22 protein-coding genes and 1 other annotated feature are annotated in these 19,483 nt (G+C 53.6%); of the genes, 5 read left to right on the plus strand and 17 right to left on the minus strand.

Annotated features, from left to right (window positions below; translation table 11 throughout):
• Positions 1-47 precede the first annotated feature (47 nt).
• Entirely contained in the window at positions 48-1,094 is a 1,047-nt protein-coding gene (locus Q3H59_RS11370) for a 3-deoxy-7-phosphoheptulonate synthase (protein ID WP_309834877.1), read from the plus strand.
• Positions 1,095-1,101: 7 nt separating this feature from the next.
• Here Q3H59_RS11370 and Q3H59_RS11375 read toward each other — a convergent pair whose 3' ends face one another.
• From Q3H59_RS11375 to Q3H59_RS11450, 16 genes are all read right to left on the minus strand, one after another.
• Positions 1,102-2,541 (minus strand): protein adenylyltransferase SelO family protein, encoded by a 1,440-nt coding sequence (locus Q3H59_RS11375; protein WP_309834880.1) that lies wholly within the window; start codon positions 2,539-2,541, stop codon positions 1,102-1,104.
• A 98-nt stretch (positions 2,542-2,639) separates the two neighbouring features.
• Positions 2,640-3,383, minus strand: a complete 744-nt coding sequence (locus Q3H59_RS11380) for an EAL domain-containing protein (RefSeq protein ID WP_280172743.1) — start codon at positions 3,381-3,383, stop codon at positions 2,640-2,642.
• Positions 3,384-3,697: 314 nt separating this feature from the next.
• On the minus strand, positions 3,698-4,156 hold the full coding sequence (locus Q3H59_RS11385; protein WP_101764568.1) for an NlpC/P60 family protein: 459 nt from the start codon (positions 4,154-4,156) through the stop codon (positions 3,698-3,700).
• A gap of 69 nt (positions 4,157-4,225) precedes the next feature.
• Positions 4,226-4,972, minus strand: coding sequence for a vitamin B12 ABC transporter ATP-binding protein BtuD (btuD, locus tag Q3H59_RS11390; RefSeq protein ID WP_309834883.1), 747 nt, complete (start codon positions 4,970-4,972; stop codon positions 4,226-4,228).
• Complete coding sequence (locus Q3H59_RS11395; protein WP_110866017.1) at positions 4,973-5,518, minus strand: glutathione peroxidase; 546 nt, start codon at positions 5,516-5,518, stop codon at positions 4,973-4,975.
• 39 nt (positions 5,519-5,557) lie between these two features.
• Positions 5,558-6,541, minus strand: a complete 984-nt coding sequence (gene btuC, locus Q3H59_RS11400) for a vitamin B12 ABC transporter permease BtuC (RefSeq protein ID WP_101764571.1) — start codon at positions 6,539-6,541, stop codon at positions 5,558-5,560.
• A gap of 90 nt (positions 6,542-6,631) precedes the next feature.
• On the minus strand, positions 6,632-7,006 hold the full coding sequence (locus Q3H59_RS11405) for a DUF2502 domain-containing protein (protein ID WP_192413523.1): 375 nt from the start codon (positions 7,004-7,006) through the stop codon (positions 6,632-6,634).
• Positions 7,007-7,197: 191 nt separating this feature from the next.
• Complete coding sequence (gene ihfA / locus Q3H59_RS11410) at positions 7,198-7,500, minus strand: integration host factor subunit alpha (RefSeq protein WP_007892687.1); 303 nt, start codon at positions 7,498-7,500, stop codon at positions 7,198-7,200.
• A gap of 4 nt (positions 7,501-7,504) precedes the next feature.
• The gene (pheT, locus tag Q3H59_RS11415) at positions 7,505-9,892 is read right to left on the minus strand and encodes a phenylalanine--tRNA ligase subunit beta (protein ID WP_309834889.1); all 2,388 of its coding nucleotides are present in this window, start codon (positions 9,890-9,892) and stop codon (positions 7,505-7,507) included.
• A 14-nt stretch (positions 9,893-9,906) separates the two neighbouring features.
• Positions 9,907-10,890: a phenylalanine--tRNA ligase subunit alpha gene (pheS, locus tag Q3H59_RS11420; protein WP_101764574.1), complete on the minus strand. Its 984-nt coding sequence runs from the start codon at positions 10,888-10,890 to the stop codon at positions 9,907-9,909.
• Between the two features lie 71 nt (positions 10,891-10,961).
• Positions 10,962-11,087, minus strand: a sequence feature (Phe leader region).
• A complete protein-coding gene (gene pheM, locus Q3H59_RS11425) occupies positions 11,038-11,082 on the minus strand; it encodes a pheST operon leader peptide PheM (protein ID WP_106120997.1) in 45 nt (14 codons plus the stop codon). Its footprint overlaps the feature before it by 45 nt.
• 116 nt (positions 11,088-11,203) lie before the next feature.
• Positions 11,204-11,560 (minus strand): 50S ribosomal protein L20, encoded by a 357-nt coding sequence (rplT, locus tag Q3H59_RS11430; RefSeq protein ID WP_007892678.1) that lies wholly within the window; start codon positions 11,558-11,560, stop codon positions 11,204-11,206.
• A gap of 171 nt (positions 11,561-11,731) precedes the next feature.
• A complete protein-coding gene (gene rpmI, locus Q3H59_RS11435; protein ID WP_004157374.1) occupies positions 11,732-11,929 on the minus strand; it encodes a 50S ribosomal protein L35 in 198 nt (65 codons plus the stop codon).
• Between the two features lie 99 nt (positions 11,930-12,028).
• On the minus strand, positions 12,029-12,580 hold the full coding sequence (gene infC / locus Q3H59_RS11440) for a translation initiation factor IF-3 (RefSeq protein WP_036621995.1): 552 nt from the start codon (positions 12,578-12,580) through the stop codon (positions 12,029-12,031).
• Complete coding sequence (gene thrS, locus Q3H59_RS11445) at positions 12,576-14,513, minus strand: threonine--tRNA ligase (RefSeq protein ID WP_101764575.1); 1,938 nt, start codon at positions 14,511-14,513, stop codon at positions 12,576-12,578. The genes infC and thrS overlap by 5 nt, the downstream gene beginning before the upstream one ends.
• 246 nt (positions 14,514-14,759) lie before the next feature.
• Positions 14,760-15,521, minus strand: coding sequence for a YdiY family protein (locus Q3H59_RS11450; RefSeq protein ID WP_101764576.1), 762 nt, complete (start codon positions 15,519-15,521; stop codon positions 14,760-14,762).
• Positions 15,522-15,852: 331 nt separating this feature from the next.
• On the opposite strand from Q3H59_RS11450, the gene ghoS reads away from it, so the two are divergent.
• Together ghoS and Q3H59_RS11460 are read left to right on the plus strand one after the other, a co-directional pair.
• Positions 15,853-16,143, plus strand: coding sequence for a type V toxin-antitoxin system endoribonuclease antitoxin GhoS (gene ghoS / locus Q3H59_RS11455; protein WP_137385661.1), 291 nt, complete (start codon positions 15,853-15,855; stop codon positions 16,141-16,143).
• 89 nt (positions 16,144-16,232) lie between these two features.
• Positions 16,233-17,126 (plus strand): fructosamine kinase family protein, encoded by an 894-nt coding sequence (locus Q3H59_RS11460; protein WP_280172737.1) that lies wholly within the window; start codon positions 16,233-16,235, stop codon positions 17,124-17,126.
• A gap of 4 nt (positions 17,127-17,130) precedes the next feature.
• On the opposite strand, the gene Q3H59_RS11465 is transcribed toward Q3H59_RS11460, so the two are convergent.
• The gene (locus Q3H59_RS11465; protein ID WP_192233631.1) at positions 17,131-17,667 is read right to left on the minus strand and encodes a YniB family protein; all 537 of its coding nucleotides are present in this window, start codon (positions 17,665-17,667) and stop codon (positions 17,131-17,133) included.
• A 142-nt stretch (positions 17,668-17,809) separates the two neighbouring features.
• On the opposite strand from Q3H59_RS11465, the gene hxpB reads away from it, so the two are divergent.
• A complete protein-coding gene (hxpB, locus tag Q3H59_RS11470) occupies positions 17,810-18,478 on the plus strand; it encodes a hexitol phosphatase HxpB (protein ID WP_192413532.1) in 669 nt (222 codons plus the stop codon).
• A gap of 157 nt (positions 18,479-18,635) precedes the next feature.
• Positions 18,636-19,472 (plus strand): 5-dehydro-4-deoxy-D-glucuronate isomerase, encoded by an 837-nt coding sequence (kduI, locus tag Q3H59_RS11475; RefSeq protein ID WP_222181883.1) that lies wholly within the window; start codon positions 18,636-18,638, stop codon positions 19,470-19,472.
• Positions 19,473-19,483 lie beyond the last annotated feature (11 nt).

Consider the following 19,483-nt stretch of genomic DNA (forward strand, 5'->3'; position numbering starts at 1 on the left):
CTTCCCGGTATTTCACCGCTGCGAAGAACAAATTTTTGAGAATCTCAATGAACAAGACTGATGAACTGCGTACCGCGCGCATCGGTAGCCTGCTGACTCCGGCTGCGCTCGCGCATGAACACCCTATTTCGGCAGAGATTGCCGCCAACGTCACCGCTTCCCGCCAGCGCATCGCGCGCATTCTGACCGGTGAAGATCCGCGTCTGCTGGTGATTATTGGTCCTTGCTCGCTGCACGATCCTAAAGCGGCGATTGAGTATGCTAAACGTCTGAACGTGCTGCGTGAGCGCCATAAAGATCGTCTGGAAATCGTGATGCGTGCCTATTTCGAAAAACCGCGCACCGTGATTGGCTGGAAAGGCCTGATCTCCGATCCCGATCTGGATGGCAGCTACGATGTAAACCGCGGCATCGCCATTGCGCGCAAACTGCTGCTGGATATCAACGCGCTGGGCATGCCAACCGCCACTGAATTCCTCGATATGGTGATCGGCCAGTTTATTGCCGACCTGATCAGCTGGGGCGCGATTGGCGCGCGTACCACCGAAAGCCAGATTCATCGTGAAATGGCGTCAGCGCTCTCCTGTCCGGTCGGTTTCAAAAACGGCACCGACGGTAACGTGCAGATCGCGGTCGATGCGATTCGCGCCGCGCGTGCCAGCCACATGTTCCTGTCACCGGATAAAAACGGTCAGATGACCATCTATCAAACCAGCGGTAATCCGCATGGTCACGTAATCCTGCGCGGCGGTCGACAGCCGAACTATCACGCCGAAGATGTGGCGGCGGCAGCGGCCAATCTGCGCGACTTCAATCTGCCGGAGCAATTGGTGATCGACTTCAGCCACGGCAACTGCCTGAAGCAGCACGGTCGTCAGCGTGACGTTGCCGATGATGTGGCGGCGCAAATCCGTGCCGGATCGCGCGCGGTTGCGGGCGTGATGATCGAGAGTTTCCTGCAGGAAGGGAATCAGAAAGTGGTGAGCGGTGCGGCGCTGACCTATGGTCAGTCAATCACCGATCCGTGCCTCGGCTGGGAAGACAGCGCCGAGGTGCTGGCAAAACTGGCTGCCGCGGTCGACAGCCGTTTTTAATGCTGATCTAGCTGGAACAACTCACTTCCAGCGATTTGCCCCACTCTGGTGGCCGTTGGCGCAACTCTGCGCTGACGGCCGCATCGCTATACGGTTGCTGTAACGCGCTATGCAGCTTCGCTAACGCCTTGGTCTCGCCGTTCTCGACCTTTTCAATCACCTGCTGTGCCAGATAGTTGCGTAACACCAGCGCCGGATTAGCCGCTTTCATCACCGCCTGACGCTGCGCATCGCTGCCGTGGTCTTGCAACAAACGCTGGCGATAATCGCTGTACCAGCGATCAAAGGCCTCACGATCAATAAACTCATCACGCAACGGCGAACGGCTTTCATCTTGCTGCGTGTCGCTCAGCATGCGGAAGGTCAGCGTGTAATCACTGTGTTCCGCCGTCATCATCGACAGCAAGCCAGTCAGAAGCGTGTTGTCATTAGCATCCGCCGTCAGCAAGCCGAGTTTGGCACGCATTTTCTCCCCCCAAACGCGCATCAGTTCACCTTCATAATGACCCAGCGCCTGCTTAAGCTGCTCGGTGGTCATCAATCCCGACAAGGCATGCGCCAGGCGATTAAGGTTCCACAAGCCAATCATCGGCTGATTTTCGAAAGCGTAGCGGCCCTGATAGTCACTGTGATTGCAAATGTAATCCGGCTGATAGTCGTCGAGGAAACCGTAAGGACCGTAATCCAGCGTTAAGCCCAGAATCGACATGTTATCGGTGTTCATCACGCCGTGCGCAAAGCCAACGCTCTGCCAATGGGCGATCAGGCTCGCCGTGCGTTTAACGATATCGGTGAACCACAGCAGGTAACGATCCGCTTCATCCTTGAGCTGCGGCCAGTGATGGCGAATGGCGTAATCCGCCAGCTGGCGCACTTTGTCTTGTTCACCGCCGTAATAGAAATGCTCAAAATGACCGAAACGCAGATGGCTGTCGGCAATGCGCATCAGCATCGCACCGCGTTCCTGGGTTTCGCGTAGCACCGGCTCATCGCCAATGGCTAACGCCAGCGCGCGCGTGGTGGGAATGCCCAGATGGTGCAGCGCTTCAGACGCGAGGAATTCGCGTACGCTGGAGCGGATCACCGCGCGACCGTCACCCATGCGCGAATAGGGCGTTAATCCGGCCCCTTTCAAGTGCCAGTCGAGCTTGCGACCGTTGGCCAGCTGCTGTTCACCCAACAGAATGCCGCGCCCATCGCCCAACTGTCCGGCCCAGACGCCAAACTGATGGCCACTATAAACCTGCGCCAGCGGCGACATGCCGGGCAGCATTTCGCGTCCTGACCACACGCCATGCCCGCTGCCGGCGAACAGCGCATCATCTAAACCCATCTCTTGTGCCAGCGGCGCATTGTGATAAAACAGCCGTCCACCCGCTAATGGCGTTGGGTCCAGCGCGGTGTAGAATCCGGGTAATTCTTGCTGCCAGCTATTGGTAAATTGCATCGACACTCCGGAAGGTGCGCTTAAATCAGGCACCCGCAATGAGTTATAAGATAACAGAGAGTGTAACGCCGACGCGGCGCGGAAGACAGGCGAAAGGGTTACTGCTGCGAAGGCGTATGTAAATTCAGGTCGGAATAGATGAGATCGTTAAGACGTTCAGCTTTCACCACCGGGAACAGGCTGCCCTGTAGCTGCGCACCACTCAACGTGGTCATCTTTTCCATCATTTGGTTATCGTCAATACCACAAATAATGATCTGGTCCGCAAAATCGGAAAAATTATTGATAACTGTCTGAATAAAAGGCGTAAACGAGGCGCGCTTGGCCAGGTTATGAATAAAGGCTTTATCCAGTTTTAACACGCTAAACAGATTATCGTACACCGCGGTTGCCGGCGCTTTTCCTGCGCCAAATTGTGAAAGCGATAAACGAAATTCACTTTGTAATGCTGCAAGCAATGGATGGGATTTACCCAAAGATAATTGCGGAAACGTTTCGCTGATATCTAAAACAATAAAAGGGATTTGTCGGAATTTCCTTAACAGAAATTCGCTGGCTAAAAGTGTATTGGCCATAGAGTCATCAATACGTACCAACGCGGTAATTTGATTAATCTCAAAAAAGTCGCGGTACTTTTCCAGCAATGAAAGCTGGCTCTGCAGCAAACGTAATTGCTGCGCATCGTCCAATTGCGGCAACAGCAAATCCTGCGGCAGCGTAATAGGTGCGCTGTCGTGGACAAATTGCGTCACCAGCTCGACCGCAGTCAGCTGGCCCGCCAGAGAGTAAACTGGATAAAACCAGGTTTCCGACTGATAGTCGGCAGACAAATGGACTTTCATTTTTCAAGCCAGAAGCAATGGCAATTGGCGCATCGTATATCAACGAATTCTACCAGGCAATAGGACCAAACGTTTGAAGAGGTGCCGTTTTAGGTCTTATTACGCTGATTTAAGCCGCAAATAATACTTAAGCCAAATAAGCCGGGGTTAATGTCCATACCAATTAAATAAATTTAGCTTTATTATTAGTATTAAAACGATGGCGGGTAAAGTGCCATTTTAAATGATAGTTAAATATCGGCAGAATTCAGATTTAATTCAGGGTGAGATACCCTTTCTTTTTTCGCGTCTTTATTAAGCGATAACAACGCTATTTAGATGCGACGCGCCTGCCAAAATACTTTACGCCAGTAAACATTATCCAGCGACGAGCGGATCACACCCTGGCTGGTCGAGGCGTGAATAAAGGTGTTGTCGGTATCGTAAATACCGACGTGCAAACCGTTTTCTCCACTGCCGGTTTTGAAGAACACCAGATCGCCAGGCAGCAGATCGCCCTTGTCGATGCGCGTACCAATGTCGGTTTGATCAATGGTCGAGCGTGGCAGCTGCATATCGAATTTATCGCGGAAGGTGAGATAGACGAAGCCGGAACAATCCACGCCACCGCGGCTTAATCCGCCATAGCGATACGGCGTTCCCCGCCAGCGGCTCAGCTGATCGTTGAGTTGGGCAATCACGGTGATAGAGTCAGACAAACGGCCATTCGGCGGCGGTGCATGATGGCTACAGCCCGCCAGCAACAGTGCCAAAATCAAAATTGTCAGCCGCATCCGCCTCTCCCTTTCTCCCTTGTCCGGCAGACACTGTAGCGGCAAAGCGCTACGGCACGCAATCCTCTGTCAGGGAATAAACAGCAGCGGACCTTGTGCGGTATCAATTTGTTCAAACGGGGTTTGGTAAAGCGGCGCTAAATGCGCAGCGGTCAGCACCTCGCTGGCCCTGCCCTGACGGACAACCGCGCCTTGATGCATTAACCACACGCGAGCGGCATGGCGCAGGCTGTGGTTGAGGTCGTGCCCGCTGGCAACAATCGCCAGGCCGCTGCAACACAGTTCGGCCAGCAGCTTATCGACCGAACGCTGTTGCGCCACGTCGAGTGCACTCATCGGCTCATCCAGTAGCAGCAGTTTGCCGCGTGGATTGATCGCCGGATGAACCTGCAACACCACGGCAGCCAACCGCACGCGTTGCCATTCGCCACCAGAAAGCTGCGTAAGACTGCGCGTCAGTTTGTCCTGCAGCGCTAACTGCGCGAGCACCTCTTTTAACACGCAGTCTGTTTCCGCCGTTTGTGCGCTGATATGCATGCGTAAGTAATGCCACACCGGCATTTGTCCCGGTGCCATCTGCTGTTGCGGCAGCCAGCCGCGCAGCTGGGCCAATGCCGCACCGTTTAACGTGGACAGCGGCGCGCCATCCAGCAGAATGCTGCCCTGACTCGGCAACAAACCGGACAGCGCGTTGAGCAAGGTACTTTTGCCGGCGCCGTTCGGCCCCACCAGATGCACTAATTCACCGGCGTTAACGCTAAGTTCAACGGGAGCCAGCCGCCCTGTGACGCTGACTCCCTGACACTGCAATAGCATTTATTCGGCCAGCGCCTGCTCTACACTTTTCAGGATGATGGGATCGTCTGGCGTCATATCCGGTGAGAAGCGCGCAATGACTTTGCCCTGCTTATTAATAAGGAATTTTTCGAAGTTCCACAGGATATCGCCTGGCGCTTTCGGCGCGCGCCCTTTGCTCTCCATGCGCTCGAGGAAACCGCTGCCTTCCGGGCGTTGCGCCACCGGCTGCGCCGCCGTCAGCTGCGCATAGAGAGGGTGACGATGCTCGCCGTTGACATCGGTTTTATCGAACATCGGGAAAGTGACGCCGTAAGTGGTGCTGCAAAAGGTTTTGATCTCTTCGTTACTGCCCGGCTCTTGCTCGAGGAACTGATTGCATGGGAAGCCAAGCACGCTGAACGGCTTATCCTGCCAGGCTTTCTGCAGCGATTCTAACTGCTCATACTGCGCCGTCAGGCCACATTTAGATGCCACATTGACTACCAGTAGCACCTTGCCCTCATAGGCCGCCAGCGTGGTTTTTTCACCGTCCAGCGTAACCAGTTCTGTCTGATAAATGCTCATAGTCGATTCCTGTTGTTGATAACACGTTGCCAGCCAAAGCTAGCGCGAAGACTTCACTAATAACATGATAAACAGCGGCGCGCCGAGCGTGGCCGTTACCACGCCAATCGGCAGTTCGGCAGAGGTTAACACCAGCCGCGCAATAATATCCGCGCCAAGCAGCACTGCGGCACCGGCTAACGCCGCCGCAGGCAACAAATAACGATGATCGCTAAAACCGCTGAGACGCAATAGATGCGGGATAACCAGACCAATAAAACCGATCGCACCCGCCATCGCTACGCTCACGCCCACCAGCCAGCCCATCGCCAGCACCAGCAGGTTGCGCCACAGCAGCAGCGGTAATCCGAGCTGACGTGCCGAGGTTTCGCCCAGCGCCAGCAAATTCAACGTGCGTGCGGTGGCGATCAGCAGCAGCGTTACCGGCAGCAGCGCCAACATCATCCAGCCATAGCGCCAGTCAATGCCGCTAAAGCCGCCCATCATCCAGTACATCAGCTGACGCAGATCGAGGCTGGTGCTAAAATACACTGCCCAAGTCATGATGGCGCTACAGATAATGCCAAGCGCCACGCCGGTCAGCAGTAAGCGGCTCACTGAGAGTTGTTTGTGAGCGAAGTGCAGCAGCATCAGCGTGATCAGCAGCGCACCGGCCATGGCCGCCAGCGCTAAGCTCCATAGCGAACCGTTACCGAGCATCACACCTAATACCAGACCAATCCCCGCCCCGTTAGACACGCCAAGTAAGCCGGGTTCCGCCAGCGGATTGTTAAACAGCGCCTGCATCACTACGCCGCACACCGCCAGCGCTGCACCCACCAGCAGCACCGCCAGCGTGCGCGGCATGCGCAGCTGCCAGACGAACAGATCGCCTTCCGCCGAAAACCATTGTGTGGGAGAGATCCAGCTGTCGCCGGCGCACAGGCTAAGCCCGATGAGCAGCAATAGCAGCGCAATGAGTGCGATGAGCCAGCGCTGGCTGCGGCGATTTGCCTGGGAAGCAAGCTGATCCAGCAGAGTCATAGATAAGATTGGCTGAGAAAACAGAGATTTGATTGTAGTGGGATTACAGCAAAAAGAAAGCGGCGCTGTGGAGGCGCCGCTGGAGAAGCCTTACTGATGCGGAGGAAGCGGCTGACCATGATTATCACGCTTCTGCTGATTGTCACGCTGGTCGTGATGCTGCGGTTGCGGCTGACGCTGTGGCTGACGTTTGTCGTCGCGGTGCGGTCCATTACCCGGATGCTGCGCCTGCCAGCCGTTACCGTTCCAGTAACCGTGCGGACCTTTGGTGCCGATGCGCTGGTTATGGTGCTGTTTCCACCACGTTGGCGCACGCCAGTCGTAACCATCCCAATAGTAGCCGCGCTTATCCTGATCGCCGATATGCACCGAAACGCCCGGCGTGTTGATGTTGACGGAAACATTGGCGCTAGCCAGCAGCGGCATGCCTAACAAGACACTTAATAAAATTGCTGTCTTTTTCATTATTCAAACCCTTTGCTCTGTGATGGCGCTGTTATAACAAAAGTGTTGATGCCGTCACTATCGGTGAGGACCGATTTTCGCCTTATTTTCCGGATACTTACTAAATCCTTACATCATGAATAAATCGTGCAGAGCGGCCAGATTTAAGGCAAAAAAAAAGGCCGCTAAGCGGCCTTTTTGTCGTACTGAAATTAGTCAGCATCCTTGGGTGTCGCGTTCTCGACGCGACTTTTCAACTTCTGTCCCGGACGGAATGTCACCACTCGGCGCGCGGTGATAGGAATATCTTCCCCCGTCTTCGGGTTACGGCCCGGACGCTGGTTTTTGTCACGCAGATCAAAATTACCAAATCCGGACAGTTTTACCTGTTCTCCGTTTTCCAACGCGCGGCGAACCTCTTCAAAAAAAAGTTCTACCAACTCTTTGGCATCGCGTTTGCTCAACCCGAGTTTTTCAAACAGGTACTCTGACATTTCAGCTTTTGTAAGCGCCATAGGTTCAATCCCTCAAGGTTGCCTGGAATCGCTCTTTTAATGCCGCAACGCATTTGGCAACGGTCGCGGCAATCTCCTCTTCTTCGAGTGTCCGGCTGGTATCCTGCAAAATCAGGCTAATCGCTAGGCTCTTTTCACCTTCGTTTACGCCCTTACCACGGTACACGTCAAACAAGTTTACGCCAACTACCTGATTTACGCCAACTTTCTTACACTCCGCAATGATATCTGCTGCAGGCACATTTTCAGCCACCACAACGGCGATATCACGACGGTTTGCCGGGAAGCGAGAAATCTCGCGCGCATCAGGCAGGACGCGGTCTGCGACCTTATTCCAAAGCAGTTCAAACACTAAGGTGCGACCATTCAGATCCAGCTTACGTTCCAGCTCTGGATGAACCACCCCGATAAATCCGATTCGTTCGCCGCGTAAATAAATTGCGGCGCTTTGTCCTGGATGCAGCGCCGGATTGGCTTCCGCACGGAAGGAAATCTCATCAAGTTTACCGGTCAAATCCAGCAGCGATTCTAAATCGCCTTTCAAATCATAGAAGTCAACCGTCTGACGCGCCAGATCCCAATGCTCTTCATAGCGATTGCCGCTTAAAACGCCGGCCAGCATAAGATCCTGGCGGATACCCAGATCGGCCTGTGTATCAGGAACAAAGCGTAAACCGCTTTCAAACAGGCGTACGCGGCCCTGCTGACGGTTTTGGTTATACACCACCGCGCCCAGCAAACCGGTCCACAGCGACAGGCGCATTGCCGACATATCGCTGGAGATTGGGCTGGGCAGGATCAGCGCCTCTTCGCCCGGATGCAGCAACTGCTGCAGTTTGGGATCAACGAAGCTGTAGGTAATCGCTTCCTGATAACCTTTATCTACCAACAGATTTTTCGCACGCTTCAGCGACAGGTCGGCTTCACGATGCTGCGTCATGATCAGGCTGGCTTTCACCGGCACATCAGGGATGTTGTTATAGCCGTAAACGCGCGCCACTTCTTCGACCAGATCTTCTTCGATAGCCATATCGAAACGCCAGCTTGGCGCAACGGCTTGCCACTCTCCTGCACTCACTTTCACTTCGCAACCCAAACGCGTCAGGATGTCAGTAACCTGTTCGTCAGCAATCACATGGCCAATCAGGCGATCGAGCTTTTCACGGCGCAGCGTGATGGTGGCGCGTGGCGGCAGCGCGCTCGCGTCAGTTTGGTCAATGACCGGGCCCGCTTCGCCGCCACAGATGTCGAGCAACAGTTGCGTCGCGCGTTCAATCGCTTTGTGCTGCAGCGCTGGATCGACGCCACGCTCGTAACGATGTGACGCGTCGGTATGCAGGCCCTGACGGCGAGCGCGGCCGGTGATCGCCAGCGGATCAAAGTAGGCGCATTCGAACAGCACATTTTGCGTCTCCTCATTGACACCGGAATGCTCGCCACCAAAGATGCCGCCCAACGCCAGCGCTTTGTGGTGATCGGCAATCACCAGCGTGTCGCTGCTGAGTTTAGCTTCGGTACCATCCAGCAGCGTCAGCACTTCGCCCTCTTCTGCCATACGCACCACGATGCCGCCGTCGATGCGGTCGAGATCGAAGGCATGCATCGGCTGGCCAAGCTCCAGCAGTACAAAGTTGGTGATATCGACCACCGGATCGATTGAGCGAATACCGCAACGACGCAGCTTCTCACGCATCCACAATGGCGTAGCGGCTTTGACGTTGACACCTTTCACCACGCGGCCAAGGTAGCGCGGGCACGCGGCGGTGGCATCAACGCGAATCGGGAAGGTATCGTTGATGGTGGCTTTTACCGGCTCAATTGCGGGAGCCGTCAGCGGCAAACCGTTCAAAACTGCTACATCACGCGCAATCCCGATGATGCCCAGACAATCGGCGCGGTTTGGCGTGACGCTGATTTCAATGGTGTTGTCATCCAGCTGCAGATAGCTGCGGATATCGGTGCCAATTGGCGCATCGGCTGGCAGCTCGATGATGCCGTTGTGATCGTCGGAAATACCCAGCTCAGAGAAGGAGCACAGCATGCCTTCAGACGGCTCGCCACGCAGTTTTGCTGCTTTGATTTTGAAATCGCCCGGCAGCACAGCGCCAACGGTCGCCACCGCCACTTTCAGGCCCTGACGGCAGTTTGGCGCGCCGCAGACGATATCCAACAGGCGATCGCCACCGACGTTGATTTTGGTGACGCGCAGTTTGTCGGCGTTCGGATGCTGGCCGCACTCAACCACTTCACCCACCACGACACCGTGGAACGCACCGGCAACCGGATCCACGCCGTCCACTTCAAGGCCGGCCATGGTGATTTGCTCAGACAGCGCAGCGCTGTCCAGGGCTGGATTTACCCATTCGCGTAACCAGAGTTCACTGAATTTCATTGGATAACCTGCCCTTATTTAAATTGTTTGAGGAAACGTAAATCATTTTCGAAGAAGGCGCGCAGATCGGTCACACCGTAGCGCAGCATGGTGAGACGCTCCATGCCCATGCCAAACGCAAAGCCCGAATAAATTTCCGGATCGATGCCAACATTGCGCAATACGTTCGGGTGCACCATGCCGCAACCCAGCACTTCCAACCACTTGCCGTTTTTACCCATCACGTCCACTTCTGCGGACGGTTCGGTGAACGGGAAGTAAGAAGGACGGAAGCGAATTTGCAGATTCTCTTCGAAGAAGTTGTTGAGGAAATCGTGCAGTGTGCCTTTCAGGTTGGTAAAGCTGATGTCTTTATCGACAATCAAACCTTCCATCTGGTGGAACATTGGCGTGTGCGTCTGATCGTAATCGTTACGATAAACACGGCCTGGCGCGATGATGCGGATTGGCGGCTGCTGGTTTTTCATGGTACGGATCTGCACGCCTGAAGTTTGGGTGCGCAGCAGACGCGTGGCATCAAACCAGAACGTGTCGTGATCGGCACGCGCCGGGTGATGGCCGGGAATGTTCAGCGCATCAAAGTTGTGGTAATCGTCTTCAATTTCCGGACCTGTTACCACCGCGAAACCCAGTTCGCCGAAGAAGGTTTCGATACGATCGATAGTGCGGGTCACCGGATGCAAGCCACCATTCTCAACGCGGCGGCCAGGCAGCGACACGTCGATGGTTTCCGCAGCCAGACGCGCATTCAGCTCCGCACTTTCCAGCGTCTCTTTGCGCGCGGTAAGGCGGTCCTGCACTTGCTGTTTGGCCTCGTTGATGACCGCACCCGCAGCCGGGCGCTCTTCTGCCGGCAGTTCACGCAGGGTGGTCATTTGCAGCGTCAGATGCCCTTTCTTACCCAGAAATTCGACGCGCACGGCGTCCAGAGCAGCGATATCCGCCGCCTCGTCGATGGCGGCCGTGGCACGAGCCACCAGGTCTGCGAGTTGGGACATGATTTCCTCTTCTTCCAGCCGGGCTGGTCAGTTCTCGTTGGGATCAGATGATCCGATTAAGTGTCGCCAGAAACAAAAAAGCCTCCACGAGGGAGGCTTTCAGCGCGATTTTTCGTTTCTTTTCTTATGCGCAAAAGCCCCTGATGTTCAGGCGCTAAAGTAAAAAAAGAAACGGAAAATAGCAGCATTCATGCTTGCGTTACCTTGTCATATTTAGAAACCGCACTATTGAAATGCGCAGCGGCCAAAATGTCAATCTTTTGCGTGAGTTGCGGGTAATAAAAAAGGGAGCAAGCTCCCTTTTTCAACTGACTTACGCCAGAGCTGATTTTGCTTTTTCAACAAGTGCAGTAAATGTCACTTTGTCGAATACAGCGATGTCAGCCAGAATCTTACGGTCGATTTCAATAGAGGCTTTTTTCAGGCCATTGATGAAACGGCTGTAAGAGATACCGTTCTGACGAGCCGCAGCGTTGATACGCGCGATCCACAGTTGACGGAACTGACGCTTACGTTGACGACGGTCACGGTAAGCATACTGACCAGCTTTGATAACAGCCTGGAAAGCAACGCGGTATACACGTGAACGTGCACCATAGTAGCCTTTAGCTTGTTTTAAGATTTTCTTGTGACGTGCGCGAGCAATTACACCACGTTTAACGCGAGCCATGTGAGCTCTCCTATATCATATTCTGTGATTTCCCTTCATCTTTCGTGCCGCAGCGGCGTTGGCTGTCTTCATTCATCCCAGTCACTTACTGATGTAAGTTCAGGGATTCATTCAGTTGCCGCCTTGCTGCAACCCGAAATCTTTCGGGGAATTAAACTAAAAAAAATTTACTTATGCGTACGGCAGGCAGGCAATAACCAGACCCAGATCGCCTTTAGACACCATGCCTTTCGGACGCAGGTGACGTTTACGCTTAGTAGACTTTTTAGTCAGAATATGACGCAGGTTCGCGTGCTTACGCTTGAAGCCGCCAGAAGCGGTCTTCTTGAAGCGCTTAGCGGCGCCACGTACAGTTTTAATCTTTGGCATTTTTACAAATATCCACTTCGCATTGTTAATAAAATGAATCAGACAGGCGAATAAAAATCCGCACAACGCAAGCGCTGCGCGGCATTATTACTTGAAGGCCTACTGTTTCTTCTTAGGAGCGAGCACCATGATCATCTGACGACCTTCGATCTTCGAAGGGAAGGATTCGACAATCGCCAGATCCATGTCTTCACACAGATCTTTACGGACGCGGTTAAGCACTTCCATACCGATCTGCTGGTGCGCCATCTCACGACCGCGGAAACGCAGCGTGATTTTGGCTTTATCACCCTCTTCCAGAAAGCGAATCAGGTTGCGTAGTTTGACCTGATAGTCGCCATCATCGGTACCAGGACGGAATTTGATTTCCTTGACCTGGATAACTTTCTGCTTCTTCTTCTGTTCCTTAGAAGACTTGCTTTTTTCATAAAGGAACTTGCCGTAATCCATGATACGGCAAACCGGCGGTTCGGCGTTCGGGCTGATTTCAACTAAATCTACGCCGGCTTCTTCAGCTTTCTCAATGGCTTCACGCAGGGTGACAATGCCAAGTTGCTCGCCGTCTACGCCAGTTAAGCGCACTTCGGTGGCACGGATTTCGCCGTTGATACGGTTCGGACGTGTTGGTTGTACTCGTTTTCCGCCTTTAATAACCTGTTTCCTCTAATTGGTGAAGATGTCGGCTGCGAATCTCTTGTTGCAGCTTCTCAACAAACACATCTACGTCCATGCTCCCAAGGTCTTTACCACGGCGGGTGCGCACGGCAACTTTGCCTGCTTCCACCTCTTTGTCACCGCAAACCAGCATATAAGGGACGCGACGTAATGTGTGCTCGCGGATTTTAAAGCCTATCTTCTCGTTTCTCAAGTCTGCTTTGACACGAATGCCAGCATTCTGCAATTTCTTCGTCAATTCACTGACGTATTCTGACTGACTGTCGGTGATATTCATCACCACAGCCTGCACCGGCGCCAGCCAACTCGGGAAGAATCCAGCGAATTCTTCGGTCAGGATGCCGATAAAGCGCTCCATTGAACCGAGAATTGCGCGATGGATCATTACCGGTGTCTGGCGGTCGTTGTTTTCGCCGACAAAAGTCGCGTCCAGACGCTTCGGCAGGGAGAAGTCTAGCTGAACGGTACCACACTGCCAGGCGCGGTCGAGACAATCGTACAGGGTAAACTCAATTTTAGGGCCGTAGAAGGCACCTTCTCCCGGCTGATATTCGAATGGAATATCATTCTCTTTCAGCGCTTCTGCCAAATCCACTTCCGCACGATCCCACATTTCGTCGGTACCGATACGTTTTTCCGGACGGGTCGACAGCTTCACCACGATTTTTTCAAAACCGAAGGTGCTGTACATGTCGTATACCATGCGGATACAGCTGTTCACCTCATCACGTACCTGATCTTCGGTACAGAAGACGTGAGCATCATCCTGGGTAAAGCCGCGCACGCGCATCAGACCATGCAAGGCACCTGATGGCTCGTTACGATGGCAGCTACCAAACTCCGCCATACGCAGCGGCAGGTCGCGGTAGGATTTCAGACCCTGATTAAAGATCTGAACGTGGCCTGGGCAGTTCATCGGCTTGATGCAATATTCACGGTTCTCTGAAGAGGTGGTGAACATGGCTTCTTTATAGTTCTCCCAGTGCCCGGTTTTCTCCCACAGCACGCGGTCCATCATGAACGGACCTTTCACTTCCTGATAGTCGTACTCTTTCAGCTTGGTACGCACAAACACTTCCAGCTCGCGGAAGATGGTCCAGCCGTCATTGTGCCAGAACACCATGCCCGGTGCTTCTTCCTGCATGTGGTAGAGATCAAGCTGCTTACCGATTTTACGGTGATCGCGCTTCGCCGCTTCTTCCAGACGCTGCAGATAGGCAGCCAGCTGCTTTTTATCCGCCCAGGCCGTACCGTAAATACGCTGCAGCATTTTGTTGTCGCTGTTGCCGCGCCAGTAAGCCCCGGAGATTTTCTGCAGTTTGAAGTGATGGCAGAAACGCATATTCGGCACGTGCGGACCGCGGCACATGTCGATGTATTCTTCATGTTGATACAGGCCAGGACGATCGTCGTGGCTGATGTTCTCGTCAAGAATGGTGGTTTTGTAGCTTTCGCCACGCTCAGCAAACACGTCACGTGCTTCCTGCCAGCTCACCTTTTTCTTCACCACATCGTAGTTGGTTTCAGCCAGCTGGTGCATACGCTTTTCCAGCAGCTCAAGATCTTCCTGGGTTAAGGTATGTTCCAGGTCAACGTCATAATAGAAACCGTTATCAATCACCGGGCCGATCGCCATTTTGGTGTTTGGCCACAGCTGCTTAATCGCATGCCCTAACAGGTGCGCGCAAGAGTGACGAATGATTTCTAAACCGGCGTCGTCTTTAGCGGTAATAATCGCGACCTGAGCGTCCTCGGTGATCGGATCAACCGCATCAACCAATTCGCCATTCACGCGACCCGCGATGCAGGCTTTCGCCAAACCCGGTCCAATATCCAACGCAATATCCATCACGCTGACCGGACGGTCAAAGCTGCGCTGGCTGCCATCAGGAAGAGTAATTACTGGCATTTCATATCCTTAATTGCAGTGGTAAGCCACACGAAAGCCTACATGCAAAAATGAGTTTCATAGTGTGTAACCCGGCGTGATGTCAGACCCACGTTGTCGGAATGACGCCAGGAATGTAAAGCGGCGATGATAATAGCAGCTTTCGCCGCCGATCAAAACCCGTGCAGAGATTCGCTAAGCTAAAGAGAAATAAAAAAAACCGCTGCGAGGCACAGGCCTGGCAGCGGTGATTCACATCCGTCTCGCTTACATTGAGTATGAGAGCTGGATCGTGGTTTTGGTATCGGTACGATCCGGCGCAGATTCTGGCGGATTATTGTTCCAGGTCACGTTGTAGCCCAGCTTCAGCGCGAAATGGGCATTGATGGCCACCTGCAGCGCGGTTTCTGAGTTCAGCGTGGTGTCTTCACCGAAGCTGCTCAGCACAGAAACACCCTGGATAAATTTGGTGGTATCTGTCAGCTGCCATTGATAGCTCACTGCACCATAACCCAATGCTTTGGTTTCATGGCCGCCATCATGGAAATCGTCGTAACGCACACCCGGACCAAATTCAGCACGCAGTGAGTGAACCGGGCCGCTGAGGATCTGACGACCGTAACCGGCGGTCAGCACATCGCGTGAGTCATAACCGTTGAAACGGTCGCTTAGCCAGCTTGCCTGACCAAACAGGTAGTCAGCGCTGTTGAGGTTATAACGGCTACGGCCACCAATGTTGTAAGTCTCAGATGAACGCTCATCGTTTGAGGAGTTGTTTGCGGCGTTGCCCCACAGACTCAATGCGGTATTGGTTTGATACCACGTCATATTGGTAGACGCACTCAGCGAAGAACTGGTGGTGTTTCCAGTTTGAGCCAGGTAACCCGCTGACGCGCTGCCTTCAAACGGCTTTTTCGCCGTTGCAGGGTCATCCATGGAGGTGAAAACGGCGTTATCTGCAAAGGCCTGGTGACAAAATGCTCCAGCAGAGAGCAATAAAACAGCGGACAGCTTGTTAAAGGCTTTCATTAAAAGTAACCCGTACGACAGTTTAAAAAACGAAGAGTCTGAAGCGTTTCTCCGGCCAATCAATGCAATTTACCGTAAGTTTTGTAAAAAAGTATGTATCCGCATAAAAAACCAGGAAAGCCGCTGGACCGCTCTTTTAATGGGACTTTTCCCATTTTCGCTGCGCATTATAGGGGGCAATTACTCAAATAGCAGCCTGAAGGCTACACGATTTTTCTGAACTCTTTTGACAAAGCTTTACCTGCTATTTTCACTAATGAATTGGCTAAAATTCGCTCTATACTGCGCGCTGGTCTACGCTGAAATGTGTTCGATAACAATGAGGTGAATAATGAGTGACCATGATGTCAAACGTTACATTGTCACGTTAAAATATCAGGAAAGTGGACTCGGCGACGTGCAGTCAGTGACCAGTGCCATGATCAATGGCGGTTACAGCACCACCTTCAGCGATGATGAAGGTCATCCGCATGAGTTGGGCACCAATAGCTTCGGCATTGTCAGCGCGTTAGAGGAGCATGAAATAGCAGAGCAAGCCGCGGGATATGCCCAAATCGCGCTCGATCATAAACCTGAGGTCACCGTCATCACGTTAGAGGCATTTCTGAAACAACAATCCTGACGCAGTGCAAAAAACGGCATCGACGCCAGGTTTGCTCAGGTTTTGCGCGTTACAATCGAACTCACGCAGCGAACAAAGAGGATTACCCGATGTGGTCAGCCATTAGTCGTCTGTTAAGCGAGTACGCCGGTGATGCCGAAATCACCGATCGTCAGGAACTTCCCGGTGGCGATGTCCATCCCGCCTGGCGCATCCGCTATGGCGAGTTGGATGTGTTCGTCAAATGTAACACCCGCGATATGCTCACCTTGTTCAGTTGGGAAGCCGATCAACTCGACCTGCTGGCGCGCACGCAAACCGTTCGCGTCCCGAAAGTGTATGGCGTTGGCAATGATCGTGATACCAGCTTCCTGCTGCTGGAATATATTCCGCCTCAACCCTTTACCGCACAGAGCGCTTTCCAGCTCGGCCAGCAGTTGGCGCATCTACACCAATGGAGCGAGCAACCGCAATTTGGTCTCGATTTCGACAACAACATCACCACCTCACCTCAGCCGAATAGCTGGTTACGCCGCTGGTCAGTGTTCTTCGCTGAGCAGCGCATCGGCTGGCAGCTGCAACTGGCCGCGGAAAAAGGCGTGCACTATGGCGATACCGAACTGATTGTTGATTGTGTGCAGCGCACGTTAGCCAACCACCATCCGCAACCTTCTTTATTACACGGCGATTTGTGGCCCGCCAACTGCGCCGGCAGCGCAGAGGGTCCGTGGTTGTTTGATCCCGCCTGCTATTGGGGTGATCGCGAGTGCGATTTAGCGATGCTGAGTTACTACGCCGATTTGCCGCGCCAGATCTATGATGGCTACCAGGCGGTTTGGCCACTGGAAGACGGATTCTCGCAGCGTCAGCCGGTGTATCAGCTCTATTACCTGCTGAATCGCGCCAATGTTTTCGGTGGCAACTGGACGGGCGAAGCGCAGTTCGCCATCGGCCAGTTGTTAGATGAAGATGTGTTGGGCGAACGTCAGGCCAGACCGGCCTGACGTGTTACAGCATGCCGAGCAGTTTCAGCACAAAGTAGCCCGCGATTGCGATAATGATCGGCAGGATATAGAGCGGGAAAATCTGCAAGAAAATGGTGTGACGCGGGATGTGGATTTTCTCTTCCAGCTGCGCTCGCGTGCGCCCTTCACTGCCTTTGGCCTGTTCCATGATCAGCTGATCTTCAATTCCCTCTTTAATATGGCGCGACTGACGCCACATGCGCGCACCTGAAGCCTGCAGCGCAATGCCGATAAAGATCAGGATGTAGATCAGCCAAAACCCGATATTCGCGCCACCGTTAAATTCCGGCACCGGAGAGTTCTGCCAAAACACATTGAGAAACGGCGTATTGAACTTCACCATGTCAACCATGACATGCACAAAATCGAGCATCACGGCATCAATGCCCGGCTGCTTTTCACTGTGCTTAAACATAAAGCCCAGCAGCGAAATCATCGTGGATAACAATGCGGGTATAAAAATCACCCAGCCAGCCACTCGCTTAAGGATGGCGATGCGGCCAGCCTGTTGGTAAGTCATGGTGTCTCCCTGAACCAAAAATAGTTTTGCCTAAGTCTACCTGCACTACTGCAATTTTTCCTGAAAAATGCGTGGCCTGCCGCAAGTCGGCTTTAGCCGGCTCTCGTGCTATGGTAAGCCAAATTTCTAAGGGAGCAGTTATATGTCATATCGTCGTCCCGTATTGGCCGCCATCTTTGATATGGATGGATTGTTGATCGACTCAGAACCGCTGTGGGATCGCGCGGAACTGGATATATTCGCCAGCCTTGGCGTGGACATCACCCGCCGCCACGAGTTGCCCGATACGCTGGGTCTGCGCATCGATCAAACCGTGCGCATGTGGTTTGAAGCGCTGCCGTGGAGCGGCCCGGATCAACAGGAAGTGACGCAACGCATCATCGCCCGCGCGCTGGCGCTGGTGGAAGAGACGCGTCCGCTGCTGCCTGGCGTGGAGCAGGCGCTGCAACTGTGCCAGCAGCAAGGTTTGAAAATCGGCCTCGCCTCCGCCTCGCCGCTGCACATGCTGGAGCGCGTGCTGGAGATGTTTGACCTACGCAAATACTTTGATGTGCTGGCGTCCGCGGAAGCGCTGTCGTACAGCAAGCCGCATCCGCAGGTCTATCTCGACGCCGCAGCCAAACTGGGTATCGATCCGCTTAACTGCGTCACGCTGGAAGATTCCTTCAACGGCATGATCGCCACCAAAGCCGCACGCATGCGTTCAATTGTGGTGCCGGCGGCCGAGCATCGTGAAGATGCGCGTTGGGCGCTGGCCAATGTGATTCTTGATGATTTAACCCAGCTCAAACCCGAACATCTGCACGGTTAATCGCAGCCCGCTTAACGCGGGCTTTTTTATGCAACTTGATCGCGCACGCAAATAAATAAAACATCGTTTCATTTTTATTGAATTCACATCTCATCCTGCCTAAGATGCCCAAAGACCCGCATCGGGACCACTTCCTTTAACTCTTGAGAGGCCTGAGATGGACATTCGTCAAAGCATTCATAGCGAGCATGCCAAAACCCTGGACACGGACGGCTTACGCCGTGAGTTTCTGATCGACAAGATTTTCGACGCCGACAATTACACCCTCACTTACAGCCATATCGATCGCATCATTATCGGCGGCGTGATGCCGGTGCAGAAACCGGTGACTATCGGCCATGAAGTGGGTAAGCAGCTGGGCGTAAGTTACTTTCTCGAACGCCGCGAACTCGGCGTAATCAACATCGGTGGACCCGGGGTGATTGAAGTGGATGGCAAAACCTGGGAGATTGGTCAGCAGGAAGCGTTGTATGTCGGACAAGGCGCACAGAGCGTGATTTTCCGCAGCAGCGATGCCAGCCGCCCGGCGAAGTTTTACTACAACAGCGCGCCGGCACACACCCATTATCCAGACAAAAAAATCACCCTAGACGAAGCAGTGAAAGCCACGCTCGGCGACGCGGCCACCTCGAACCGCCGCACCATTAACAAATTCATCGTGCCCGACGTGTTGCCAACCTGCCAGTTAACCATGGGATTAACCCGCCTTGATGACGGCAACTTGTGGAACACCATGCCGTGTCACACCCACGAACGTCGCATGGAAGTCTACTTCTATTTCGATATGGCCGACGACAGCGCCGTGTTCCACATGATGGGCCAGCCGCAGGAGACGCGTCATCTATTGGTCCATAACGAGCAAGCGGTGATTTCACCGAGCTGGTCGATTCATGCGGGCGTGGGAACGCAGCGCTATACCTTTATCTGGGGCATGGTGGGCGAAAACCAGGTATTTGATGACATGGACCACGTCAACATCAGCGCACTGCGCTAACAAGGAGCGAA

Source organism: Pantoea sp. SORGH_AS_0659, assembly GCF_031453915.1.
GTDB classification, from domain to species: domain Bacteria; phylum Pseudomonadota; class Gammaproteobacteria; order Enterobacterales; family Enterobacteriaceae; genus Pantoea; species Pantoea leporis.